Raw genomic sequence first — 24,472 nt, 5'->3', positions numbered from 1 at the left:
ATTATTTCCTAGGTTATACTATAAAAGCTAAAATCTAACGAATTAATCATCATTAATTTGAGTGAGTTTACGAATTTGCGATAGGTCGATCTTTTCAATCAATTGTTCATATGTGTTCAACGCCTTTTTAGTCATTGTTAATCCTTCTTCAGTTAGATAGATATACATAGCGCGCTGATCTTCAACACATTCTTGTCTATAAACGAGCGGACAATCCATTCTTTCTATCCTAACGATTAAACGCGACATTGCACTTTGACTCAAATCTACAATTTTGATTAAATCATTCATTTTATATTTTTTTCCTGTTGCTTTATAAATTTCGTATAGTACATAAAATTCTTTTAAGCTTAAATGATATTGTTGTTTTAACGTTTTTTCTATTAATGATTCTGTATAGTGCACATATTTTGTCATTTCAATCCAATTATTTATTTTTTGCTGTTGTTCCATATAACATCCCCCAATACTTAACTAACATCTCTATTTATTCTTATTTGAATTTATCGATTTAAATTACGTCTAAGCTTGATTCAACTGTTAATCCCATAATTTACCATTAAAAAAGTGAGCGCATTCACTTAAGATTAACACATTCATTATTAAATAAAAAAGTGCGTCTAAATACCACTAGCAACTTACTTTTTAATAAAAAAACATACTGAAAGGCTTTATAAATAAAAGCCCTCTCAGCATGTCCAACTCACTATGAATTGCTATTTAGTAATTTCTCTTTAAGATCTTTACGTTCATATTCTAATGAATATGGATCATTCAACCAATAAATACCTTCATCTACTTTAAATGTATGGTTGTTTTGTACCGCTTCAGTATTTTTCCAAATTTCTTTATTTTCAAATGATAAGTCTGACCCTTTTGCTACAGGAGTCACAACATAATCGCCAGCCATTTCAGGAAGCTCTTCTTCTGAGATATCAGCTAAATCATTTTTCTTCGTTGCTTTTTCTACTGTCTCTGGCATTTTCAGACCAAATGAGTCATATAAAATCTCACTACCATGACCATATGTCTTACCTAGTGCATAGATTTTTTTATCAAAGTCTTTGATGATAGACACTGTTGTATCTGCGCCAATGGCATCTTTAATTGCTTTACCATCATCTTTTGTTTTTTGCTCCCAGTCTTCAACCCATTTTTTTGCTTTATCTTCTTTGCCAACAATTTTCCCAAGTTCTAAGTGTTGTTCTTTATAGTCATGTTTTGCATAATCAAAGGCAACAGTAGGCGCTATTTTTTTCATTTTTTTTAAGTTTTTATCTGTATTATAAGTAATGATTAAATCTGGTTTGAGTTTCGCGACGCTTTCTACATTTTCAGCATCTACCTTCTCAACATCTTTAAATTTTTCTTTTAATACTTTACTGTCATCAACGATATTCGCAACACCTACAACATTTGCATCAAGTTGTTTTAAACCACCTGCATATGTTGCCCCTAAAACGACAATACGCTTAGGATCTTTAGGTATTTTCACTTTATCTCCTGAGTCTTGTTTGTAAGTTGTTTTTTCGCTATCTTTTTTAGACGACTTGTCTTCTGAGCCATTGCTACACGCTGCAAGTACAAGCACCAACACTAACAAAGGTAATAATAGTTTCTTCATTGTTTATGTCCCCTTTTTTTATAGTATTTTAAATTATACAGGAAGTTGTATTAAACACAATCATATATAAAGAATTACTATTTGAAATTCTAAATGATTGTAAATGTTATATAAACAAACAGTTACTTTCTTAATATATAGAAAGTAACTGTTTTGTATATTCATGTCGTTGATCACTAAATAAATCATCGATATTAAAATCGTCTACAATGATACCATTTTTCATTACAATAACTCTTTCAACCAAATGATTTAAAAAGGCAATATCATGCGAAATCATCAACATGCCTTTTTGTGTTCTGTGATGATAATCTTTTAGTACTTCAATCATTTTTTGCTCTGCAATAACATCTAAGCTGGCTGTGATTTCGTCACATAAGAGCATATCTGGTTCCAACATCAGTGTACGTATTGTATTAAATCGCTGTAATTGGCCGCCACTTAATTCATCAGGTAACCTATCCAACAACTTAGCATCTAATTCCATATATGTCATCAATGCTTTCATTCTTCGTTTTACATCACTCGTATCCGTGCCTTTATAATACTGTATAGGTTCTGCTAAGGATTTTCCTATATTAAACTTCGGATTAAAACTATCATATGCATGCTGAAATATAGGTAATAATGTTAATCCATGTGTGTTGATTTGTCCTTCGGTCGGTTGAAGTAAACCTAGCATGAGATGCGCTAAAGTGGTCTTTCCTGAACCACTTTCACCTACGATACCAATAATTTCATCCGCATTTATAGTCAGGTCGATATGAGTTAAAATAGGCGCTTGATCATATTTAAAGTTTATTCCTGTTAATTCAATCATAAACATTCTCCCTTCTTAGCTGGCTACGGGAATTAAATAGCTCCAAGCTATAGGGTTTTACATTGTGATTTTTAAAGGCTGTAACATGATTAGAATCTATCACTTCTCCGTGACGTATTACATGAATCCAGTCACTAAAATCTAAAACGTGGGATAAATTATGTGTGATGATTAATAACGTCACTTGATGCACTTCTGCTAAATGTTTAATTAAGTTCATTACATTATAACCCGTTATCGCATCTAATGATGAGGTTGGCTCATCAGCGATAATGACTTCTGGGTTTAACATCAAAACACTCGCAATTTGTACCCTAGCAAGTTGGCCACCAGATAAGCTAAAGCAGTAGCGTTCCATCACTTGATCAGGTGCTAAATCTACCCATTGTAATGCTTTTGTGACAAATTGCTTTGCCACTGTTTTTTTCACTTTATAGTGCATTCTATAAATAGCCATAAGTTGCTTACCAAGTTTTGTATGATCATTAAAGCTGTGTGTATAGTCCTGAGAAATAAAACCTATATCTTTGCCTAATAAAGTATGCATATCTCTGACAACTTGATTTTTATAATGTAGTGCATCGAATTCCATATCTAGTGCGCGTGGTACACGTTGGACAAGTGCTTTAGCAGTTAAACTTTTACCAGAACCACTTTCACCAACTAGGACATTCACTTTACTTTGCTTTAGCCCTAGATTGATATTATGGATGAGTTCAGTTCCTGAATTATCTTTGATTGATAGATTGGATATCTCGAGTATATTAGTCATCCAAATCACGCTTCCCTTTTAATAATTTATCTCGTAACGCATCACCAGCTAAATTGAATAATAATATTGTTAGTGTAATTAAAGTTGCTGGCACAATTAATAATAATGGATAAGAACTAATATAGTCACGTCCAGCATTAAGCATTGCACCCCATTCAGGTGAAGGTGGTTGCGCACCTAATCCTAAAAAGGATAGTGATGAAATATAAAGTATGATTTTACCAAAATCCACAGTCATCAGCACAATAATAGATGGCGTAACTTGTGGTAAAAAATGCTTCCAAATAATTGTACGCGTTGGCACATTAAAAAGCTTAGCCATTTGTATATAAGGTTTCATCATTTCACTGCTTACTACAGAACGCGTAAGTCTTGTATATGTCATCCATTTAATTATTGTAATGGCGATGACTAAATTCCAAATACTTGGTTTAAAAAAGCTGGCAAATGCAATCATCAATACAAATTCTGGAATACTTAGTCCAATGTCAATTAAACGCATAATCACTGTATCAACGATGCCTTTTTTGTAGCCTGCTAAAAGTCCAAGTGGTACACCTATAATTACTGTAACAAGTAATGTAACCAAACTAATGAGTAAAGTGTATCTCGCTCCAACAATAACTCTCGATAATAAATCTCTACCATAATCATCTGTGCCTAACCAATGGGCCAAACTTGGCGTTTCCAAAGCATTACCTAAATGTACTTCTAATGCACTATGAGTTGAAACAAAAAATTGCGCTATGATAATTATGATGAGATAGAAAGCAAAAACATAGAAAATGAGATTGTGTTTATTCATATGTTTCATTACATCTCACCATCCTGACGCGCTACTTTATTCTTTTTACGTTTTTTATTGTATCGCCGTTTTGGATCTAGCCATAATAGCAGTAAGTCACTGATGGTGTTAGCTAGAACTACAAGGAAGCCGATCATAAGGACTGCACCTTGCACGACAGGATAATCCCTTGCTCGAATACTATCGACTAAGAAATGGCCAATACCTGGTATGCTAAATAAGTTTTCAATAACCACTGTGCCTCCAATAAGACTGCCTATAGACATACCCAAGACTGTAACGACCGGTAAAATAGCAGGTTTAAACAAGTCCTTCCATAAAATATAACGTTCAGACATCCCTCTGAGGCGAGCCGCTTCTACTTCTTTTGATTGGTACAATTCTACTAAATTAGAACGCATTAATCTGACATAATAGGCACTCATACCTATGCTAAGTGCTATCACAGGTAAGACGTACCCTGCTAACGAATCTAATCCGGATGATGGGAGCAAGTTGAGTTTTTGAGCAAACACATAAATCAATAATGTTCCCAAAAAGAAGGACGGTATACTAACAGTAAAAGATGTTACTATCCGGATCAAGGTATCAATCCAAGTATGATAGTATTTCGCTGCAATAATACCTAATGGCACTGCTACAATAAAAACAATAATAATAGTCAAAACAGCTATGAATGCTGTAGGTGGCGTATAATAAATCAATTCATTGATTACAGGTTCACCGGTTTGATAACTCGTACCAAAATTCAATTGTACAATTTGTCCTAACCATTGAATATATTGGATGACTACGGGTTGATCTAAACCTAATTTTTGTTTAGTGGCTTCAATTTGTTCACTTGAAACATTAGCTACATCTAAATGTAAGATTTTGTCGACTGGGTCTCCTGGCGTAAGTTTCATTAATATAAACGTGATAGTAGAAAGGACAAACAATACAATGATCATTTGTCCAATTCTAGAAAGTATATTTTTTAATATCATTGTTTTTTATCTACTTTATAATCGATAAGGTAGACGCCTTCAGGTGTTGCTTTTAAGTTTTCTACATCTTTACTCATACCGACGATATTATCATTATATGAAATATAACTATTTGCTAAGTCATTGTTCGTTATATCAATAATTTCATTCGTTAGATGATGACGTTCATTTGTATCTACTGTTTTATTAAATTGATTTATTAGTTCAGTCACTTTGTCATTGTCATAATCACCTGCGTTAATCGCACCTTCTGGTTTGTACGCTTGGTTGAAGAAATAACCTGTGTCTCCTCTTGGAATCGTACCAAAGCTATAAAGTGACGCATCCCACTGACTTTTATCTTTTAGATAACCTTGAATATCATCCACATTACGTAATTTAATATCAATATTTGCTTTTTTAGCATCTGATTGGATGACTTGTGCAATTTTTGGAAGCTCTGGACGTCCATTATATGTTGAAACTGTTAATTGTAATGGATGTTCTTTTGTATAGCCTTCTTTTTCCATGATTTGTTTGGCTTTATCTATATCTTGTTTCTGTACTTGTTGGTTCTCTATGAAATCTAATTTGGTATTGAATGGTCCGGTCGCTGGTTTAGCATGACCTTTAGATACATTTTTAGCAATACTTTCACGATCTATGACTTTATCAAGTGCTTCGCGTACAGGTTGCGTCATCTTATCGCTTGTATGGTTATATAAGAGTAAGCCTGTTCTAAATCCTGAGACATTTGATACTTTTGTTTTATCACTCTCTTTTAGTGTTTTTACTTTTTCAACAGGTACATCTGTAATGACATCTGCTTTACCTGATTCTAAATCACTTGTCCGTGCGTTACCATCCTCTTGATATGTAACATTGATATGATCTAGTTTCGGTTTACCTTGCCAGTAGTCTTTATTTCGATCTAACTTAATTTTTTGAGATTGCTTATAGTCTTTAATTTGATATGGTCCAGTACCAACAGGGGTTTTATTTACATCGCCTTCTGCTTCCGTATCATAGATTGCAGAAAATGGACTAGCAAGCTCTGAAACTAACTCAGGATATGCTTCTTTTGTCGTAATCGTAACATTTTGTCCATCTACTTTAATGTCTTTGATAGGAAGTGAACCTTTTACTAAGTCACTTTTCTCAATACTTTCTTCTAAACTAGATTTCACTGCTTTACCAGTCACTTTTTTACCATTTTGGAATTTAATATCATCTTTTAATTTTAGGTCTAGTTGAGTTGGTGACTTTTGGTTATATGATTCAACTAATAATTTTTGAACTTTTCCTTCTGCGGAGGCTTTAAACAAAGATTCTGCTGCGCCAATCTTCACTGGTACATCTGTTTCATAAGGGGCGATTGAAGTTGTTTTTAAAGGTAATTCAATGTCTAAAGTGTTTCCTTTAGATTGACTTCCAGATCCACTGCAACCTGCTAAAGTAATTGCTGCGGTTGCAAACAATACAACTATTTTTTTCATTTATATTCCTTCTTTCTAAAAAATCACTCTTAAAATCAATTAGAAATTTATAGTTTAAAACTCATACAATAAGGCTAACTATCCTTTCAGCCCTATTGTTTTAAGTTTAAATGTTATATCACTCTACTTGTTGTTCTTTCATTTGATTACCCGCAAATAGCATAATCCATGTAGCAATAATAAATGGCAATGTAAATACCGGCAAGCCAAATGGTGTTAATAGCGTAGTCATGCCTGCATGTAAAACGACAGTTAGCAAAATGCCTAACACAATACTTATATAACGCGGAATTCTAGTACTAAACGCTACACCTAAAGCTAACACTGTAAGTATGACATTATAGCCAAACAGGCCATCATTAATTTGGTCGTGATTGCCACCAAGTACCGTGACTGCTGCAAAACCTATAATATTTGCAATTATTGCAAATGTACCAGCTTTTCTAGAAGCAATAAAAATACCAATAAGAATTAATATACCTGCAATCATATTTTTGAGTAAAAAGATTTCACTGAAGCCCGTTAAAAATGCACTTATAAAGTCGATACTATGACCAGAAAACTCAATTTCCTGAACAGTATTCGGTAAAATATTTACATCTGCATTCACAAATTTAAATTGGAATGACATGAGTAATACAATCCAACTTACAAATACATACGGCATTGTTAACATTGGCACACCAAATGGTTTGAAAAATTCTCTAAATGCCGAACCAATAGGCATTGTTATAATAATTGCCACTAATACAATAACCACACTATACCATTCTGGTACTAAAAATAATGTTAATGCAATGGCAGTAAGTACGGGATTAAACCCGGCCAATCCCGTATTGATTTCCTCTTCGGAATAATTCGTTCGTTTTGCAAGTAATAAGGAAATGACACTTGCACTCAAAGCCATTAGCCCCACTTTCCAATTACCTACAAAAATACCTGCTAAAACAAACAACCCTGTCCATGGATTGTTCAATAATAATACTTGCGCAATATTCTTCAATATTATCCGAATAGCGTCCACATCGTCACCTGATTTCTATATACTTTGACTTAAATAATAATATATTAATATCCACTAAATTTAAAGAGATACATATCGCCCGTAATAAAATTCATTTTTTTATTTTTTCACACTCTCAAGGGGTTATTCTTGTAGTTAAATAATATTCGGAATATCATTATATAGCGGACATAATTAACGTACACGATATAAATAATGGAAAGGTAGTGAAGCTCGTGCATTTTACACAACGTGAACAAGATAAGTTGATGTTAGTCGTAGCATCAGATTTAGCACGCAGACGTCAACAGCGCGGTTTAAAATTAAATTATCCTGAGGCAGTAGCCATAATTAGTTTTGAACTGCTTGAAGGTGCTAGAGATGGGAAAACCGTGGCTGAACTGATGAGTTACGGGAAACAAATATTAAGTGAAGATGATGTAATGGAAGGCGTTGCCGACATGCTAACAGAAATGGAAATTGAAGCGACTTTCCCTGACGGAACTAAATTGATTACCGTCCATCACCCAATCGTTTAAAGGAGGATTTATATTATGAAACCTGGTGAAATTATAGTTAAACGTACAGAAATAGAAGTAAATAAAGGTCATAAATCCACAATACTTAATGTGAAAAATACTGGAGATCGACCAATACAAGTTGGCTCACATTATCACTTTTTTGAAGCAAATCCAGCGTTAGATTTTGACCACGAAAAAGCCTATGGTAAACGACTAGATATTCCGGCAGGTGCAGCCGTTCGTTTTGAACCAGGTGATGAGAAAGAAGTTCAACTCGTTGAATATTCTGGCAAACGAAAAATTTATGGTTTTCATGGTGCTGTAAACGGGCCAATTGATGAGCCTCGTGTCTATAGAGAAGAAGCAAACGATTCAGCTACAGAAATAGCTGAAGAAGAAAATAAAGAAAACGAAAACGAAAATGCGAATAAAGAAAGTGGGTATAAAGCATGAGTTTTAAAATGACGCAATCACAATATACAAGTCTTTATGGACCAACTGTTGGAGACTCTGTAAGACTTGGAGATACAAATTTATTTGCAAGAGTAGAAAAAGATTACGCTACGTATGGTGATGAAGCAACATTTGGTGGTGGTAAATCTATCAGAGACGGCATGGCTCAAAACCCTAATGTCACGCGTGATGATAAACAAGTTGCAGATTTAGTTATGACAAATGCAATGATTATCGACTACGATAAAATCATTAAAGCTGATATAGGTATCAAAAATGGCTATATTATGGCAGTCGGCAAAGCTGGTAACCCTGATATTATGGATAACGTAGATATTATCATTGGTGCTACGACGGATATCATTTCTGCAGAAGGCAAAATCGTAACTGCTGGTGGTATCGATACACACGTTCACTTTATTAATCCTGAACAGTCACAAGTTGCACTTGAAAGTGGTATAACTACACATATTGGTGGCGGTACTGGTGCATCTGAAGGTGCAAAAGCGACTACAGTTACTCCAGGACCATGGCACTTACACCGCATGTTAGAAGCTGCGGAATCATTGCCATTAAATATCGGTTTCACTGGTAAAGGGCAAGCAGTAAATCACACTGCCTTAGTAGAACAAGTACATGCTGGTGCGATTGGCTTAAAAGTACATGAAGACTGGGGCGCAACGCCCTCAGCATTAGACCATGCTTTACAAGTCGCAGATGACTATGATGTTCAAATCGCATTACACGCCGATACATTAAATGAAGCTGGTTTCATGGAAGAAACGATGGCCGCAGTAAAAAACCGCGTATTACACATGTACCATACAGAAGGTGCTGGTGGTGGCCACGCGCCAGATTTAATTAAATCTGCTGCCTATCCAAACATCTTACCTTCTTCTACAAACCCAACGCTTCCATACACAGTAAATACTGTAGACGAACATTTAGATATGGTCATGATTACCCATCACTTAAACGCTGCAATCCCTGAAGACATCGCATTTGCTGATTCACGTATTCGTAAAGAAACAATTGCAGCAGAAGATGTATTACATGATATTGGCGTATTTAGTATGGTAAGTTCTGATTCTCAAGCTATGGGACGTGTCGGTGAAGTTATCACACGTACTTGGCAAGTTGCGCACCGTATGAAAGAGCAACGCGGTGCATTAGAAGGTGACAGTAAACATAATGATAATAATCGTATCAAACGTTATATAGCGAAATATACGATTAACCCTGCAATTACACATGGTATTTCAGATTACGTTGGTTCTATTGAAGAAGGCAAACTCGCCGATATTATCATGTGGGAACCTGCTTTCTTTGGCGTAAAACCAGACGTTATCCTTAAAGGCGGACTCATTAATACAGCCATTAATGGAGATGCTAACGGTTCTATCCCTACTTCCGAACCATTGAAGTACCGTAAAATGTACGGACAATTAGGCGGCAATATGCAAAGTACTTCAATGACTTTCGTATCTTCAACAGCATACGAAAATGATATTGATAAAGTACTCGGCTTAAAACGTAAAGTGAGACCTGTTCGCAATATCCGTAAGTTAAGTAAAGCAGATATGAAAAACAACAATGCAACACCAAAAATAGATGTTGATCCACAAACATATGAAGTATTCGTAGACGGTGAAAAAATCACAAGTGAACCAGCTACTGAACTACCGTTAACTCAACGCTATTTCTTATTCTAGGAGGTAAAAAATGATCATCGAAGAAATTGTAGGAAATATCGCTAACATTGCTGATAGTGAAAAAGGTAAGCATACAGAAAAAGTATACTTGGAAAACTCTGATTTAGTTAAACGTATTCAACGTGTAACGACAGACCATGGTAATGAAATTGGTATACGTTTAAAACAACCTATTGATTTACAATATGGTGATATTTTATATAAAGACGATACGAATATGATTATCGTAGATGTGAATTCTGAAGATTTACTCGTTATTAAACCACGTACGCTCCAAGAAATGGGAGATATAGCGCATCAACTTGGAAACAGACATTTGCCAGCACAATTTACAGAAACTGAAATGCTTGTACAATACGACTACTTAGTAGAATCTTTATTAAAAGATTTAGGGATTCCATACGAACATGAAGACCGTAAAGTAAATAAAGCATTTAGACATATAGGTCATTCACATGACTGATCATGCACACCTACGTCTGTTTCAATTTTGTGATTCCCAATTTCCGACAGGTGCATTTAGTCATTCATTTGGACTTGAAACTTATATTCAACGGGACACAGTACATGACGAAGAAAGCTTCCAACAATGGCTCACGCTATTCTTAAACGAACAATTGACATACGCAGATGGCTTAGCCATGCGCCTTGTCTATGATGCGCTCGACCAAAATGATTCAGAATCTATATTGCGATTAGATAAAATTCTTTTCGTGCAAAACTTACCAAAAGAAACACGACAAGGTTCAAAACAAATGGGTAACCGCATGGTCAAACTCGCTTCAGAACTTTATGATAGTGACTGGATTGACTGGTACAATGCACAACTAAAAGAGAAAAAAGCCAAGTTGCATCCTGCCATTTGTTTTACGATGCTCGGACATCATTTAGGAGTCGATATCGAAACAATTATTGATTATTATTTATATCAAAACGTGTCTAGTTTAACTCAAAATGCTGTACGTGCAATTCCTTTAGGGCAAACTGCTGGTCAACGTATTGTCCATCATATGATTCCACTTATGAAAGAGACAAGAGACCATATCATGACATTGGATGAATCCCAATTAGGCATTACTGCGCCAGGATTAGAAATCAACCAGATGGAACACGAGAACGTCAATGTAAGAATTTTTATATCTTAGGAGGACAATTTTTATGACAGAGACAGTTAAAATAGGTATCGGGGGCCCTGTCGGTGCAGGTAAAACCCAACTTATCGAGAAAATTGTTAAACGTTTAGCAAAAGACTTAAGCATTGGTGTTATCACTAATGATATATATACAAAAGAAGATGAAAAAATATTAGTTAACTCAGGTGTATTACCTGAAGATAGAATTATCGGTGTTGAAACAGGTGGATGTCCACACACAGCAATTCGTGAAGATGCGTCAATGAACTTTGCAGCAATTGATGAATTAAAAGAACGCAATGAAGATATAGAACTTATTTTCATTGAATCTGGTGGCGATAACTTAGCTGCAACTTTCAGTCCGGAACTCGTTGATTTTTCAATTTATATTATTGATGTGGCACAAGGCGAAAAAATTCCACGCAAAGGTGGACAAGGTATGATTAAATCTGACTACTTTGTAATCAATAAGACTGACTTAGCGCCTTATGTTGATGCATCATTAGAACGCATGGCAGAAGATACAAAAGCATTCCGCGGTAACCGCCCATTCACTTTTACAAACCTTAAAACCGATGAAGGCTTAGACAATGTACTTGAGTGGATTGAACAAGATGTATTTCTTAAAGGATTAGCTTAATGTCTGAATCAAATCCACAATGGACCGGCCAATTAGATCTAACTGTTTTTAATAACGGAAAAAAATCTGTTGCGCGTGATATCTTTTTTGAAAGAGCATTAAAAGTAATGCGTCCAGTTTACTTAAACGGCTCTGATATTCCTACATTTTATATTGTAAACGTAGGTGGCGGTTATTTAGATGGTGATCGCTATAACATGAACTTCAATATAGACACTAATGCGAAAGTCATATTAACTTCGCAAGGTGCAACAAAGATTTATAAAACGTTGAATGATCATGTGGAACAATATCAAAATTTCAATATTAAAGATAACGCTTATGCGGAATATGTAGGCGACCCAATTATCGCTTTTGAAAATGCCAAATTCTACCAACATAATACATTTAACTTGAGTTCAACAGCAGCTTTATTTTATACAGATATTTTAACACCTGGATATTCTAAAGAAGGTAAAGCCTTTAGCTACACATATATGCATTTATTAAATGAAATTTATGTAGATGATGATCTCGTTGTATTTGATAATATGTTACTTGATCCAACTAAAAATAAAGTTGATGATATTGGTTATATGGAGCATTATAGTCACTTGGGTTCTTGTTATTTTATCCACCCAGATGTTAACCAAAAATTCATAGATAACGTATTCGATCAAATTAAACACTTGCAACAAGCATATGATTGTCGCTTTGGTATTACACACTTACCAACACATGGTTTTAGCATTCGTATTTTATCTAATAAAACGCAAGTAATTGAAAAGATTTTAACGACATTACAAACTTACGTTGTTAAAGAAATCTTCGATCGTGACGTTGACTTTTTAAGAAAATATTAGTTGTTCTCGAGGCTGGACATAAATACCCAGCCTCAAAATAAAAGGACTAATCCATTTAATAACGGATTAGTCCTTTTTATATTTAAAATTTTACGCTTTTGCACAATTCTAAGGGAAGTATGCATAAAATCAAAGTTCATAACGTTCTATTGATAATAAAAAAGCCTTTAAGAACTCAACGTATTCTTAAAGACTTTTTAAATATATATAAATTTTTAACTACAGACACAACTTTTAAATTAAATTAAGTAACCAGACTAAACTTATCACTAATAAAACAATCGTAACGATATAAATCAATAACTTTTGCCCTTTAGTTAAAGTTTTTTCACCGTCCGTAAACAAACTAAATAACGAACCATCTTTGCCCATTAATAATGCAATAGAATAAATAAGTAAGACTAAAGATAAAATAAATAATATTAATGCAACAAATACCATAATAGTACTCCTCTCACAATACAATCTGTTTTTCTTAGTTCTATGCCTATTCATTCTATCTTAATATTCAAATTTGTAAAATAAAGCCTATATAAATGATCATAGTGATTTTATTTCTATTATATTATGGTAATTGTCCTTTTTTCTCTAATCGTTTAACTTTAAATGGTGCGTAAATTAATACCACAATTAATACTAATCCTAAATAACCAATAAATGGATAAAAGAATGACATTAAGTCTGTAAAGCCTGCAAAGCTTACTGCAAAGCCAATTAAAATAGATACGATATAAAATACTTTAAACTGTATTGTTTCAGGAGTAGTAAAACGTGTAGCAAGTGAATAGAACATACCTAAACACGTATTAAATATCATTAAATAGATAATGATAGACATAAGGACACCTAAAATTGGTGAGATATCGTTGACAAGCCCTAACATCGGCATTGGTAAATCTCCTACCGTTTCAATTTTAGAAAGTATCGCAAAATGACTTATCATGATCATCACACCTAAAACGAATCCTCCGACGAAACCGCCCCATGCAGCTATCTTAGGATTTTTCTCACTACCACCCATAACGATTGCCATAGTTGCCCCTAAACTGATATTTAACGAAACGTAATTAACGCCTGAAATAAACCAATTCGGCACCGCTGATGTATGTTCTTTAGCTATGTCAGTAAGTTCAGTAAACGTACCTGACATTGTAAACAAGCAATACACAGCAACAACTAGAATAGCTACAATCAATAACGGTGTAATATTACCGATAACTTTAACCACATTATCTACACGTAACATACCGAATAAAAATACTAAAAGAACCATTAATAGCGTTCCAATGACTGCCGGTATACCAAACTGTTGCTCAAAGTTCGAGCCACCACCAGCGAGCATTACGACACCAAATCCAAACAAGGCGATGATGAGTACAATATCTATCACCCATGCAAGCACTTTACCAAACAATGTACCGCCTGTTAATTTATGTATTACATCATTATGACTCTGAGCTTTAAACTTACTACCTAGCCATACAAGCACCATACCAATATATGAAAATAGCATTGTTGAAACAATTGCTGCAAATATGCCCATCATACCGAAACTAGTAAAATATTGTAGAATTTCTTGTCCTGAAGCAAATCCAGCGCCTACAATGATACCAATTAAGGCACTACCTATTAAAAATACCTTCTTCATAGTAATCCCCTTTGTTAGTAGTAATTTTTGTTAAAAACGTAAAATCATCATTGTGAAATAGATCGCATTACATTATATAACCCCTTTGTACACGTCTATCAATGTAACTTCGTATTGTCTCACACAACAATGTAAACGTTTACATATTCATAGTAACTCACTTGGCTTTAATTTTCAAACCGCTAAAAACACTTATCCTTGATGGTATTTACATTATATAATACGCACTTTACGACTAATAATAATATCATTATAGAGAAAACAAATTTTTAAACTTTTCACTATAAAACTGATACAATTATGTAGTCCAATATTAAAAGATAATTATAGGAGTGGTCTCATGGTAGAAGAATACATATATAGAAATACTGTACAACCATCTTGGATTGACCGTAACAACCATATGCACGACGCACAATATTATTCAATTTTCAGCGATGCAGTTGTTGGTTTCTTTGAATCTGTAGATTTATCAATTTCATATCGTCCTAATCAAGAAGTAACGATATTTAGTATGGAAGCGCATATTTCATTTTTAAAGGAATTATTACTAGATGATTCGTTTTATATTAAAGTGCGCATTTATGATTATGATGCAAAAAGAGTTCACCTCTTCTTAACAATGTATAATCAGCAAGACGAACGTAACGCTACATATGAAGTGATTATGATGGGTGTAAGTAATCAAACACGCCGCAGCATGAATTTTCCTCAACCTGTTTATGATAAAATCAAAGCTTATTTTGATAGTCAACAATCTTTCGAGGTACCTAAACAACTCGGTCATGTGATTAGTATACCTAGAAAATAACTATGCGATACTTAGAAGACTTTTATTGAATCTAAATTTAGATTCAGTAAGCATTTCTCAATATGGCAGGCAAAGACTCCAAACAGTATCATATTGATAACACAACAAAATATTATCTTATATAACAAAGAGAGCCTCTAAATGATTAGAGGCTCTCTTATTAATTAGTTTAAGTGATCTAAAGCTTGTTTTAAATCTGTTACTAAATCTTCAGTGTCTTCAATTCCAACTGAGAGACGAATTAGACCATCTGCAATACCTTCTTTGGCACGAATGTCTTTAGGAATAGATGCATGTGTCATTAATGCTGGTACAGAAATTAAACTTTCTACTGCGCCTAAACTTTCAGCTAATGTGAAATATTGTGATTCACGAATAACTGCTTTGGCGCTTTCTATATCCTCAACTTCAAAAGCAACAACACCAGTATGTCCTTCTGATTGTGCTTCGTGGATATCATGGTTTAAATGTTCAGCGATACTTGGATGGAATACTTGTTTAACATTTGGATGTTGTTGCAACATTTCAATAATTGAAAGTGCGTTACGTTGTACTTGCTCCATTCTTAGCCCTAATGTTTTAATACCACGAATTAATAAATAACTATCTTGTGGTCCCAACACGCCACCTGTTGAATTTTGAATAAATCCAATACGCTCAGCTAGGTCCTCATCATTTGTAGCAACTAGACCAGAAACAACATCACTATGACCACCAATGTATTTTGTAGCTGAATGCAATACGATATCAATACCCAATGTTAATGGGTTTTGGAAATAGGGTGTCATAAATGTATTATCAACAACTGATATCAAATTATGTTTCTGTGCAATTTCTGCTGATTTTTTAATATCTGTTACTCGTAACAATGGGTTTGATGGTGTTTCAATATATAACATTTTTGTTTCTGGTTTAATATATTGTTCCACTTCATCTATATGTGTTGTATCTATGAAATCTGCTTTTATTCCAAAACGTGAAAATACTTTTGTTAGTGCTCTGTATGTGCCGCCATAAACGTCGGAATTTATTAATAAATGATCACCTTCGTCTAATAACATGATTACTGCAGATATGGCTGCCATACCAGAACCAAATGCATAACCATATTGACCATGTTCTAAATCAGCAATAAGGCCTTCTAATGAACTACGTGTTGGATTAGCTGAACGAGAATATTCATATCCCTGTCTCATATCACCGATGTCGTCTTGCATAAATGTACTTGTTTGATAAATTGGTGTAGTTACTGCACCTGTATATGGATCAGTAGTAGATCCGCCGTGAATTAATTGTGTTTTTTTATTCATTAATGATTCTCCTTATAATTAAAGATTTTTTGTGACATGTATCGATCACTACCATCAGGAAAAATCGTTACTATAATGCCACTATTGATATGTTTTTTTACTTCTAATGCACCTTGTAAGACTGCACCAGAGGAACTTCCTACAAGTAAGCCTTCTCGTTTTGCCAATAATGCTACATTTTCAAAAGCGTCTTTATCAGACACTTTCACAATATCAGAAACTAAGGATTCAGGTAAAAACTGAGGCCACTTTTCAGAACCGATGCCTTCAATATCATGGGCGTGTTGAGCTCCTCCACTTAATATAGAACCTTCTGGCTCAACAATGACATTCTCTACATTAAATGAAGTTAAATGTTCTGCCACACCTGTAAATGTACCGCCTGAACCTATACCAGCTACAAAATAATCTACTTCAGGCAATTTTTCTGTAATTTCTTTACCCAACGTTTCTAAATATGCTTTCGGGTTGTTAGCAGATTCAAATTGATTTAAATAAAGTGCGTCCGTTTGCAATTCAAATTGCTTTGCTGCTTCTTGAGCACCTTGCATGCCTAATACTTTCTCAGTTCTTCTAACCTCAGCACCTAAAGCTTTAATAATGGATATTTTTTCTTCTGCAAAACCTTCAGGTGCAAAAATCACTGCATTTATATTATGATGGTTAGCTGCAATAGCTACGCCAATACCCGTATTGCCTGCTGATGCCTCTACTACAGTTCCACCTTTTTGTATTAAGTTGTTCTCTAAAGCTTTTTCAATTAAATACTTTCCAAGTCTATCTTTAATACTGCCGCCAGGATTGAATTGTTCTAATTTAGCATAAATTTGAACATCCTCATTACTAAAAGATTTTAATAATACCATAGGTGTATTGCCGATTAAATCATATGCAATCATTATAGTCCTCCACACACAGGTGTTTTTAATGTTTTGTTTATTCCCTACTATACTGATATGAATTATAAATAGTTTCAGCCCTTTTTGCAAATTTTATAATTAAAATATTGCAAAACACTTAAAATAAATCCTTACTTTTTTAATAAGAATACTTGAATTCACTATATAGCTCTTGTATAGTGTTAGTTATCAGAAAATTCAAATTTATAGGAGGATTTACATTATGAGTCAGAATTCATGGCATTTAGACACATTATCAATTCATGGCGGTCAACAAGTGGATGATTCAAAATCACGTGCAGTACCTATCCACCAAACAACGAGTTATGTATTTGATAGTACAGACCATGCACAAAAATTATTTTCGCTACAAGAAGACGGTAATATTTACACGAGAATTATGAATCCAACACAAAATGTCTTTGAAGAACGCATCACGGCTCTAGAAGGAGGCGTTGGCGCTTTAGCTACTGCTTCAGGACAAGCTGCAATACATCTCGCATTATTAAACATCGTTGAAACAGGTGACGAAATTGTTGCTTCTTCAAACTTATACGGTGGTACATATAATTTATTAAAAGTGACATTCAAAAAATTAGGCATTAAAGTCCATTTTGTAGATCCTAGCAATCCTGAAAACTTTAAAAATGCTATTACAGATAAAACGAAAGTTGTTTATGCAGAAACAATTGGCAACCCTCGTATTGATGTTCTAGATATAGAAGCTGTTGCAGATATTGCACATGATAATGGTGTTCCATTAATTGTTGACAATACATTCCCAACGCCTTATTTATTACGTCCGTTTGAGTATGGTGCTGACATTATTGTTCATTCAGCTACTAAATTTATTGGTGGACATGGTACTTCAATCGGTGGTGTCATTGTTGATAGTGGTAAATTCAATTGGGATAACGGTAAATTCCCTGGCTTAGTTGAACCAGACCCTAGTTATCATGGCGTGTCTTATGCGAAAGATGTAGGAGAAGCTGCATATATCACTAAAGCACGTGTTCAATTATTACGTGATTTAGGTGCATCTGTATCACCTTTCAATGTTCATGAATTCTTGATTGGTTTAGAAACATTGCATCTACGTATGGAACGTCATTCAGAAAATGCTTTACGTATCGCACAATACTTAGAAAAACATCCAAACGTAACATGGGTGAACTATCCAGGTTTAGAAAACAATGCTTACAATGAATTAGCTCAAAAATATCTACCAGATGGACAAGGCGCTATACTTACATTTGGAGTTGATGGTTCAGTAGACGATATTGCTAATTTTGTTGAAGGATTAGATTTATTCTCACACGTTGCAAACGTTGGTGATTCTAAATCATTAATTATTCATCCTGCAAGCACAACACACTTACAATTGTCACCAGAAGAACAAAAAGCTTCAGGTGTACTTCCAGAACTTGTAAGATTATCAGTTGGAACAGAAAAAGTAGAAGACATCATTTCAGATCTTGATAAAGGTTTTAAAGCATCACTTGGAAATTAATGAAAAAAATTTCCTTAGTGATGCTAAGAATCTAGTTCACACTCTAAAAATATATAACATCAAAAACGCCCAACCTTAATTTGTTTGGGCGTTTTTAGACTGCGCGCTATTATTTCGTCACACAAACCGAAGACTCCTGCGTGTGTAAATTTTATATTTAAACTCCTGTTTTCTATTAATAACGATATTTACCTTTGTGTTTGTTAATTAATATTGGGATAATAACAATAATTGTTCAATAAGTGGGAGGTGCATGTTTGGATAATCAAAAAGATAAAATAACCATGAATGTCATATTACTTACCGGTAAAATACTTTTGTCTTCTGGCGCTGAAGTATCACGGGTTGAAGATACTATGCGTCGTATAGCAATTTGTATGGGCTATTACAATAGCCAAGGATATGTCATAAATGTGTTCATCAACTTTTCACTAAGTGAAGAACACGATACACGCATTTTGCGTATTAATAAAAATACCACCAACTTATTGAAAATATTTCAAGTTAACGCAATTTCACGGAAACTCACAAGTAATCAATTATCTATAGAAGAAGCTTACGACCTTTTAAAAAATATAGATCGCACATCAGTAACAATTCCACTGTGGAAGAAAGGGATAGCAGCTGGCATTATCTCGCTGAGCTTTTTATATTTACAAAATGGTACATGGCCAGATGCGATTACCGCAATCATAGCTGGTGCTACAGGATTTTTAATTGTAGAATTTATGCATAGCAAGTCACTGACTATGTTTATCCCTGAATTTGTAGCCTCTTTTGTAATAGGAACAATCGTTATCTTTGGGTCTAAATTATTCAATGTTGATAATATGTTTGGACCTGCCATGCTTGCTTCAGTTATGCCAATCGTTCCTGGCGTATTAATAACAACCGCAATACAAGATTTATTTGGCCGTCACATGCTTATGTTTACAGCAAAATTTTTAGAAGCATTAGTTATTGCTTTTGCGATTGGTTCAGGCATAGCAATTGCGTATTCACTATTTTAAGGAGGATTCTTCATGACTATTTTAATTACATTCTTATGCAGTTTCAGCGCCTCCTATTTCTTCAACGTGATTTACGATTCGCATAAAAAGGTATTTCTTCCTGCTGGATTTGCTGGAGCCATGGGTTATATCGTCCATTTTATTTTAAGCGAGCACGGACAAATGGATACAATATATACAAGTTTATTAGGTAGTTTAACACTAGGTTTAATCAGCCATACTATGAGTCGAATATATAAAGCGCCTGTTGTGCTATTTATGATCCCTGGCATTATTCCACTTGTTCCAGGTAGTATTGCTTTCAGTGCGACACAACAGCTCGTTACGCTTAATTTTACTGACGCGACTAACACATTCATTCGCGCTATTTTGATAGCAGGTGCAATTGCTTTAGGTTTGTTGATTTCAGATCAATTATCTAAAACATTGAATATACGAAAATACTTAGCTATTAAAAGAAATAAACTTTAAAAAGACTACACACTATTGCTATACACTTCAAATAGGTTTATAAAAACGTTATTTGATAGTAATACAATACATGTGTAGTCTTTTATTAGGATTCATTCACAAAATATAAACCCGTTAATACATTAGCTTCTAAGTCACTTATTTTAATACTAATCGGACTATTGCGTATTAAATGATGTGCTTTTACATATGTTTCTATACTTTCTTTATAAGGCAATGCACTTTGTGTCACGCCACCACCTAATACAATATGATAAATATTAAATACACTAAATAAATTTGTACACAGTTGTTGAGTTAGTTTTAACACTTCTTCAATCATTTGAATTATTGCTTCATCTTCCCCTTGAACATACATTTCAATTGCTTCTTTCGTATTCACTTCTCTTTGTAAAATATCACTCGCTTTTCTGCTAATCGCTAACCCGGAAATTTCATTTTCAACACAGCCATATTGCTTACAGACAGGACATTGGTAACTGCTATCACTTTTAATTACTGTATGGCCAATCTCACCAAAGTTTCCGTCAACGCCAGAAACTAATTGTCCTTGTTTCATATAGGCCATGCCAACACCTGTACTAATCGTTAAATAAATGAAATCCTCAGTTTGTGCTTTTATATACTGATGTTCTGCTAAAATTGCAGCATCCGTATCATTAACAAATTGTGGTTTAAATTCACTATTCTGCGTTATATAAGCACCCGTATTAAATCCATTATATTTTTGCAAATTAGGTGGGTTTAAAAATAAGCCTTGAGTATAATCACACGGCCCTGGCATCGCAATATTTAAAACAGTCTTATCGACGTCCTTATAATTTGTTATATAGTCATTCGCCAGACTTATAATTTCATTGAATTCCTTTTCTGGCACATCTTTATTCGTTTTAAATTTTTGACTCGCTACGATTTCTAACTCTTCATTGATAAGCCCAACAATCGTTTTAGTTCCTCCAATATCAACACAAATTTTCAACATCAAGCACCAACTCCATCATTTATTATTTTATCTTAATTATGTATAAAAAGAGGCACAGACAAAACCAATTTGCCTTGTGACAAATCAAATTCATCTCGCCTCTCCTTATTTATACATGGCTGACAATCATCGTCATGTCACCATTAAATTGAATCTCATCGTCTTCTGTTGTCAGTATAAAGTGCGTACCTTTGTTTAAACTGTAGTCGCTTCCGTCTACAGTGATTTGTCCGCTGCCTTCAACAATTGAAACAAGACAGTAGTCCTGCGGTTTTCTATAATTTAAGTTACCATCGATTATCCAACGTTCAACTGTGAAAAAATCATTGGACACAAATTGTGTGTACTGCTGTCCTTGGATATTTTCATGTATTGGCGTTGTATTAGGTGAGTCTTCTGAAAGATGAATTACTGCTTTACTCTGTTCTAAGTGCAAATCACGTTTGTTTCCATCTTTATCTACACGATCATAATCATATATTCTATATGTCGTATCCGAAGATTGTTGTGTTTCTAAAATCATAATACCTTTTCCAATAGCGTGTACTGTTCCAGCTGGTACATAGAAGAAATCTCCTGCTTGTACTTTTACTGTTTTAAAAAGGGTATCAAATTGTTGTTGATCAATCATTTCATTTAATTCATCCTGATTTTTAGCGTTTACATCATAAATAATCTCTGCATCTTCTTGTGCATCTAGAATATACCAACACTCTGTTTTGCCATATTCACCTTCATATTTTTGTGCATATTCATCATTTGGATGGACTTGAACTGATAATTTATCGTTTGCATCTAATATTTTCGTTAATAAAGGAAATTTAGCATCTCCAGTTTCACCAAATAATGCTTTATCTTCATTCCATACTGTTTCTAATGTTTTACCTTTATGTTTACCATTCTCAATTATATTCGGTCCATTGGGATGTGCTGAAATCCCCCAACATTCACCTGTATATTCATTAGGGATGTCATAATTGAATGATTTTAAAGCCGTACCACCCCATATACGTTCTTGAAAAACGGGTTGTAAGAATAATGGCATATGCGCATACCTCCACTTATATTTCTTTTAGTATATCGTATATTTGTTCTGTATGTGTTGTATCGATTAAACTTTGACGGATATCATCATCCATTAGCGCTCTAGATAAACGCTGTAACAATTTCAAGTGCGTATCACTACTATCACTTGGTACTGCAATTAAGAAAACAATTTTTGGTAATGTGCCATCTAAGCTATCCCAATTCACGCCTTGTTTATTATTCATAACTGCTACGATTGGTTTTTTCACTGCATCTGATTTAGCATGAGGAATTGCCACATTCATGCCTATAGCCGTTGTCGACTCCATTTCTCGTTTTAAGACGTCTGCTTTCAGTCTTTCCGTATCTGTAATATAATCATATTTATTTAATTGACCTACAAGATGTTCAATTGCTTCGTCTCTTGTCAATTTCTTCTCTGATATTTCAATTACCTCTTGCTGAAATACTTCAATTTCGTCATCTGTTGTTGCTTGTTTATCTTCGCTTATTTCAGCGCTATTTTGCGTTGCTACTTCTGTATCATTCTGAGTTTGCGCAGCCATTCCTGCGTCTGTATGCGCTGCATCTCCAGCTATTGCTGGTGTTTTTCTTCTTAGTGTCAATACTGAGAACATTGTCACAACACTACCTACAATCACTGCTATAAAGAACCAAAGCACTTGATCAATACCACCAAGCACAGCTACGATAGGTCCACCATGCGCTACTCTATCACCTACACCACCAATTGCTGCAATCGCCGCAGCAATCATGGCTCCTATCATATTAGAAGGTATAATACGTAAAGGATCTTGGGCAGCAAAAGGAATCGCACCTTCCGTTATACCAAATAATCCCATTGTAAATGAAGCTTTACCCATTTCTACTTCACCTTTATTAAACTTGCGTTTGTTGATAAATGTTGCAAGTCCTAGACCAATAGGTGGTGTACATACCGCAACAGCAACCATACCCATTACCGCATAGTTTCCTTCAGCAATCAGTGCTGAACCAAATAGAAATGCAACTTTATTTACTGGTCCACCCATATCAAAAGCAATCATTGCGCCAATAATCAACGCTAAAATCACGATATTTGTTCCTTGCATACCTTTCAGCCATGTCGTTAAGCCTTCAAAAATACTAGCAATCGGTGCGCCAATTAAGAAAATAAAAATGAGCCCTACGATAAGTGAAGATATTATCGGTATAATGATAATCGGCATAATTGGAGCCATTACTTTTGGTATTTTAATATTTTTTATCCATTTTGCAATATAACCCGCTATGAAACCTGCTACGATACCACCTAAAAATCCTGCGCCTGCGTCACTACCATAAAAACTACCATCAGCAGCAATCGCACCACCAATCATCCCTGGCACAAGTCCCGGTTTATCTGCAATACTTACCGCAATATAACCTGCTAAGATAGGAACCATAAAGCTAAATGCTAAATTCCCAATATTTTCAATTGATTTCCAAAATGAATCTTCTGGTATTACTAACCCTTCAGGTGTAGCTTTGCCCCCTAAAGTCAATGCAATCGCCATCAACAGTCCACCAACAACGATAAATGGAACCATAAATGAAACACCATTCATCAAATGTTGATATATCATTTGCACGCCGCTTTTTTGCTCTTCATCATCTTGATTAGAAGCGCCTGTCGCATTAGCGTCATGATGTATGTGCGCATCTTTATCGATAATACGTTGAATGAGTTCTTGTGGTTTATGAATACCTTCTCGAACACTTTCATTAATTAATAATTTCCCATCAAATCGAGATAAATCTACTTGGCGGTCTGCGGCAATGATAATCCCATCCGCTTCTCTAATTTCTTTCGCTGTCAAAACATTTTCAGCACCAACGCCTCCCTGCGTCTCTACTTTAATGTCTACACCCATTTCTTTACCTGCTTGCTCTAATTTCTCTTGAGCCATATACGTGTGTGCTATCCCATTTGGACACGATGTTATCGCTAAAATTTTCATAACGTTCATCCTCCTTACT

Annotated in this window: 26 protein-coding genes; 11 read left to right on the top strand and 15 right to left on the bottom strand. The window is 34.6% G+C overall.

What is annotated here, in order from left to right; genetic code table 11:
- Positions 1-42 precede the first annotated feature (42 nt).
- From AST02_RS11325 to yut, 8 genes are all read right to left on the bottom strand, one after another.
- Positions 43-453 (bottom strand): MarR family winged helix-turn-helix transcriptional regulator, encoded by a 411-nt coding sequence (locus tag AST02_RS11325; RefSeq protein WP_069817864.1) that lies wholly within the window; start codon positions 451-453, stop codon positions 43-45.
- Between the two features lie 253 nt (positions 454-706).
- Positions 707-1,624, bottom strand: a complete 918-nt coding sequence (locus AST02_RS11320; RefSeq protein WP_069817863.1) for an ABC transporter substrate-binding protein — start codon at positions 1,622-1,624, stop codon at positions 707-709.
- Positions 1,625-1,754: 130 nt separating this feature from the next.
- Entirely contained in the window at positions 1,755-2,444 is a 690-nt protein-coding gene (locus AST02_RS11315) for an ABC transporter ATP-binding protein (protein ID WP_069817862.1), read from the bottom strand.
- Positions 2,437-3,216 (bottom strand): ATP-binding cassette domain-containing protein, encoded by a 780-nt coding sequence (locus tag AST02_RS11310; protein ID WP_069817861.1) that lies wholly within the window; start codon positions 3,214-3,216, stop codon positions 2,437-2,439. Before AST02_RS11310 ends, AST02_RS11315 begins: the two co-directional genes overlap by 8 nt.
- Positions 3,209-4,030, bottom strand: a complete 822-nt coding sequence (gene nikC / locus AST02_RS11305; RefSeq protein WP_069817860.1) for a nickel transporter permease — start codon at positions 4,028-4,030, stop codon at positions 3,209-3,211. Before nikC ends, AST02_RS11310 begins: the two co-directional genes overlap by 8 nt.
- Positions 4,030-5,007: a nickel ABC transporter permease gene (nikB, locus tag AST02_RS11300; RefSeq protein WP_069817859.1), complete on the bottom strand. Its 978-nt coding sequence runs from the start codon at positions 5,005-5,007 to the stop codon at positions 4,030-4,032. The genes nikC and nikB overlap by 1 nt, the downstream gene beginning before the upstream one ends.
- Entirely contained in the window at positions 5,004-6,482 is a 1,479-nt protein-coding gene (gene nikA / locus AST02_RS11295; protein WP_069817858.1) for a nickel ABC transporter substrate-binding protein, read from the bottom strand. The genes nikB and nikA overlap by 4 nt, the downstream gene beginning before the upstream one ends.
- Positions 6,483-6,600: 118 nt before the next feature.
- Positions 6,601-7,506 carry an urea transporter gene (yut, locus tag AST02_RS11290; protein ID WP_069817857.1) on the bottom strand — a complete coding sequence of 302 codons (906 nt, stop codon included), beginning with the start codon at positions 7,504-7,506 and terminating at the stop codon, positions 6,601-6,603.
- A 215-nt stretch (positions 7,507-7,721) separates the two neighbouring features.
- Here yut and AST02_RS11285 point away from each other — a divergent pair, with 215 nt between their 5' ends.
- From AST02_RS11285 to AST02_RS11255, 7 genes are read left to right on the top strand one after another with little or no spacing between them, the layout of a single operon-like run.
- On the top strand, positions 7,722-8,024 hold the full coding sequence (locus AST02_RS11285; protein ID WP_069817856.1) for an urease subunit gamma: 303 nt from the start codon (positions 7,722-7,724) through the stop codon (positions 8,022-8,024).
- A gap of 15 nt (positions 8,025-8,039) precedes the next feature.
- Entirely contained in the window at positions 8,040-8,459 is a 420-nt protein-coding gene (locus AST02_RS11280) for an urease subunit beta (RefSeq protein ID WP_069817855.1), read from the top strand.
- Positions 8,456-10,171, top strand: a complete 1,716-nt coding sequence (ureC, locus tag AST02_RS11275) for an urease subunit alpha (RefSeq protein WP_046466000.1) — start codon at positions 8,456-8,458, stop codon at positions 10,169-10,171. Before AST02_RS11280 ends, ureC begins: the two co-directional genes overlap by 4 nt.
- 10 nt (positions 10,172-10,181) lie before the next feature.
- Positions 10,182-10,634, top strand: coding sequence for an urease accessory protein UreE (ureE, locus tag AST02_RS11270; protein ID WP_065338831.1), 453 nt, complete (start codon positions 10,182-10,184; stop codon positions 10,632-10,634).
- Positions 10,627-11,316 (top strand): urease accessory protein UreF, encoded by a 690-nt coding sequence (locus AST02_RS11265; RefSeq protein WP_069817854.1) that lies wholly within the window; start codon positions 10,627-10,629, stop codon positions 11,314-11,316. The genes ureE and AST02_RS11265 overlap by 8 nt, the downstream gene beginning before the upstream one ends.
- Before the next feature lie 13 nt (positions 11,317-11,329).
- Complete coding sequence (gene ureG, locus AST02_RS11260) at positions 11,330-11,944, top strand: urease accessory protein UreG (protein WP_069817853.1); 615 nt, start codon at positions 11,330-11,332, stop codon at positions 11,942-11,944.
- On the top strand, positions 11,944-12,786 hold the full coding sequence (locus AST02_RS11255) for an urease accessory protein UreD (RefSeq protein WP_069817852.1): 843 nt from the start codon (positions 11,944-11,946) through the stop codon (positions 12,784-12,786). Before ureG ends, AST02_RS11255 begins: the two co-directional genes overlap by 1 nt.
- Positions 12,787-13,020: 234 nt before the next feature.
- On the opposite strand, the gene AST02_RS11250 is transcribed toward AST02_RS11255, so the two are convergent.
- Positions 13,021-13,227, bottom strand: coding sequence for a hypothetical protein (locus AST02_RS11250; protein ID WP_002511563.1), 207 nt, complete (start codon positions 13,225-13,227; stop codon positions 13,021-13,023).
- Positions 13,228-13,351: 124 nt separating this feature from the next.
- Entirely contained in the window at positions 13,352-14,434 is a 1,083-nt protein-coding gene (locus tag AST02_RS11245) for a YkvI family membrane protein (protein ID WP_069817851.1), read from the bottom strand.
- A gap of 340 nt (positions 14,435-14,774) precedes the next feature.
- Here AST02_RS11245 and AST02_RS11240 point away from each other — a divergent pair, with 340 nt between their 5' ends.
- Complete coding sequence (locus AST02_RS11240) at positions 14,775-15,245, top strand: thioesterase family protein (protein WP_069817850.1); 471 nt, start codon at positions 14,775-14,777, stop codon at positions 15,243-15,245.
- A gap of 164 nt (positions 15,246-15,409) precedes the next feature.
- Here AST02_RS11240 and AST02_RS11235 read toward each other — a convergent pair whose 3' ends face one another.
- On the bottom strand, positions 15,410-16,555 hold the full coding sequence (locus AST02_RS11235; RefSeq protein WP_069817849.1) for a bifunctional cystathionine gamma-lyase/homocysteine desulfhydrase: 1,146 nt from the start codon (positions 16,553-16,555) through the stop codon (positions 15,410-15,412).
- Positions 16,555-17,454: a PLP-dependent cysteine synthase family protein gene (locus tag AST02_RS11230; protein ID WP_069817848.1), complete on the bottom strand. Its 900-nt coding sequence runs from the start codon at positions 17,452-17,454 to the stop codon at positions 16,555-16,557. Before AST02_RS11230 ends, AST02_RS11235 begins: the two co-directional genes overlap by 1 nt.
- 223 nt (positions 17,455-17,677) lie before the next feature.
- Here AST02_RS11230 and AST02_RS11225 point away from each other — a divergent pair, with 223 nt between their 5' ends.
- From AST02_RS11225 to AST02_RS11215, 3 genes are all read left to right on the top strand, one after another.
- Positions 17,678-18,964 carry a homocysteine synthase gene (locus AST02_RS11225; RefSeq protein ID WP_069817847.1) on the top strand — a complete coding sequence of 429 codons (1,287 nt, stop codon included), beginning with the start codon at positions 17,678-17,680 and terminating at the stop codon, positions 18,962-18,964.
- 257 nt (positions 18,965-19,221) lie between these two features.
- Complete coding sequence (locus AST02_RS11220; protein ID WP_069817846.1) at positions 19,222-19,974, top strand: threonine/serine exporter family protein; 753 nt, start codon at positions 19,222-19,224, stop codon at positions 19,972-19,974.
- A gap of 12 nt (positions 19,975-19,986) precedes the next feature.
- Complete coding sequence (locus AST02_RS11215; RefSeq protein WP_002506578.1) at positions 19,987-20,445, top strand: threonine/serine exporter family protein; 459 nt, start codon at positions 19,987-19,989, stop codon at positions 20,443-20,445.
- An 85-nt stretch (positions 20,446-20,530) separates the two neighbouring features.
- Here the strand turns inward: AST02_RS11215 and AST02_RS11210 are convergent, their stop codons facing one another.
- The 3 genes from AST02_RS11210 to AST02_RS11200 all read right to left on the bottom strand — a co-directional run bounded on the left by AST02_RS11210 (position 20,531) and on the right by AST02_RS11200 (position 24,453).
- A complete protein-coding gene (locus tag AST02_RS11210) occupies positions 20,531-21,427 on the bottom strand; it encodes an ROK family protein (RefSeq protein ID WP_069817845.1) in 897 nt (298 codons plus the stop codon).
- 109 nt (positions 21,428-21,536) lie between these two features.
- Positions 21,537-22,472, bottom strand: a complete 936-nt coding sequence (manA, locus tag AST02_RS11205) for a mannose-6-phosphate isomerase, class I (protein WP_069817844.1) — start codon at positions 22,470-22,472, stop codon at positions 21,537-21,539.
- Positions 22,473-22,488: 16 nt separating this feature from the next.
- Positions 22,489-24,453, bottom strand: coding sequence for a fructose-specific PTS transporter subunit EIIC (locus tag AST02_RS11200; RefSeq protein WP_069817843.1), 1,965 nt, complete (start codon positions 24,451-24,453; stop codon positions 22,489-22,491).
- Positions 24,454-24,472 lie beyond the last annotated feature (19 nt).

The organism is Staphylococcus equorum (genome assembly GCF_001747895.1).
GTDB lineage: Bacteria > Bacillota > Bacilli > Staphylococcales > Staphylococcaceae > Staphylococcus > Staphylococcus equorum_A.
Note: the sequence above shows the minus strand (reverse complement) of the source record. Positions and strands in the feature narration are given on the sequence as shown.

Coding starts and splice junctions, on each gene's coding strand:
- AST02_RS11325 (WP_069817864.1), bottom strand. CDS start 453: ATGGAACAACAGCAAAAAATAAATAATTGGATTGAAATGACAAAATAT.
- AST02_RS11320 (WP_069817863.1), bottom strand. CDS start 1,624: ATGAAGAAACTATTATTACCTTTGTTAGTGTTGGTGCTTGTACTTGCA.
- AST02_RS11315 (WP_069817862.1), bottom strand. CDS start 2,444: ATGATTGAATTAACAGGAATAAACTTTAAATATGATCAAGCGCCTATT.
- AST02_RS11310 (WP_069817861.1), bottom strand. CDS start 3,216: ATGACTAATATACTCGAGATATCCAATCTATCAATCAAAGATAATTCA.
- nikC (WP_069817860.1), bottom strand. CDS start 4,030: ATGAAACATATGAATAAACACAATCTCATTTTCTATGTTTTTGCTTTC.
- nikB (WP_069817859.1), bottom strand. CDS start 5,007: ATGATATTAAAAAATATACTTTCTAGAATTGGACAAATGATCATTGTA.
- nikA (WP_069817858.1), bottom strand. CDS start 6,482: ATGAAAAAAATAGTTGTATTGTTTGCAACCGCAGCAATTACTTTAGCA.
- AST02_RS11280 (WP_069817855.1), top strand. CDS start 8,040: ATGAAACCTGGTGAAATTATAGTTAAACGTACAGAAATAGAAGTAAAT.
- ureC (WP_046466000.1), top strand. CDS start 8,456: ATGAGTTTTAAAATGACGCAATCACAATATACAAGTCTTTATGGACCA.
- ureE (WP_065338831.1), top strand. CDS start 10,182: ATGATCATCGAAGAAATTGTAGGAAATATCGCTAACATTGCTGATAGT.
- AST02_RS11265 (WP_069817854.1), top strand. CDS start 10,627: ATGACTGATCATGCACACCTACGTCTGTTTCAATTTTGTGATTCCCAA.
- ureG (WP_069817853.1), top strand. CDS start 11,330: ATGACAGAGACAGTTAAAATAGGTATCGGGGGCCCTGTCGGTGCAGGT.
- AST02_RS11255 (WP_069817852.1), top strand. CDS start 11,944: ATGTCTGAATCAAATCCACAATGGACCGGCCAATTAGATCTAACTGTT.
- AST02_RS11250 (WP_002511563.1), bottom strand. CDS start 13,227: ATGGTATTTGTTGCATTAATATTATTTATTTTATCTTTAGTCTTACTT.
- AST02_RS11245 (WP_069817851.1), bottom strand. CDS start 14,434: ATGAAGAAGGTATTTTTAATAGGTAGTGCCTTAATTGGTATCATTGTA.
- AST02_RS11240 (WP_069817850.1), top strand. CDS start 14,775: ATGGTAGAAGAATACATATATAGAAATACTGTACAACCATCTTGGATT.
- AST02_RS11235 (WP_069817849.1), bottom strand. CDS start 16,555: ATGAATAAAAAAACACAATTAATTCACGGCGGATCTACTACTGATCCA.
- AST02_RS11230 (WP_069817848.1), bottom strand. CDS start 17,454: ATGATTGCATATGATTTAATCGGCAATACACCTATGGTATTATTAAAA.
- AST02_RS11225 (WP_069817847.1), top strand. CDS start 17,678: ATGAGTCAGAATTCATGGCATTTAGACACATTATCAATTCATGGCGGT.
- AST02_RS11215 (WP_002506578.1), top strand. CDS start 19,987: ATGACTATTTTAATTACATTCTTATGCAGTTTCAGCGCCTCCTATTTC.
- AST02_RS11210 (WP_069817845.1), bottom strand. CDS start 21,427: ATGTTGAAAATTTGTGTTGATATTGGAGGAACTAAAACGATTGTTGGG.
- manA (WP_069817844.1), bottom strand. CDS start 22,472: ATGCCATTATTCTTACAACCCGTTTTTCAAGAACGTATATGGGGTGGT.
- AST02_RS11200 (WP_069817843.1), bottom strand. CDS start 24,453: ATGAAAATTTTAGCGATAACATCGTGTCCAAATGGGATAGCACACACG.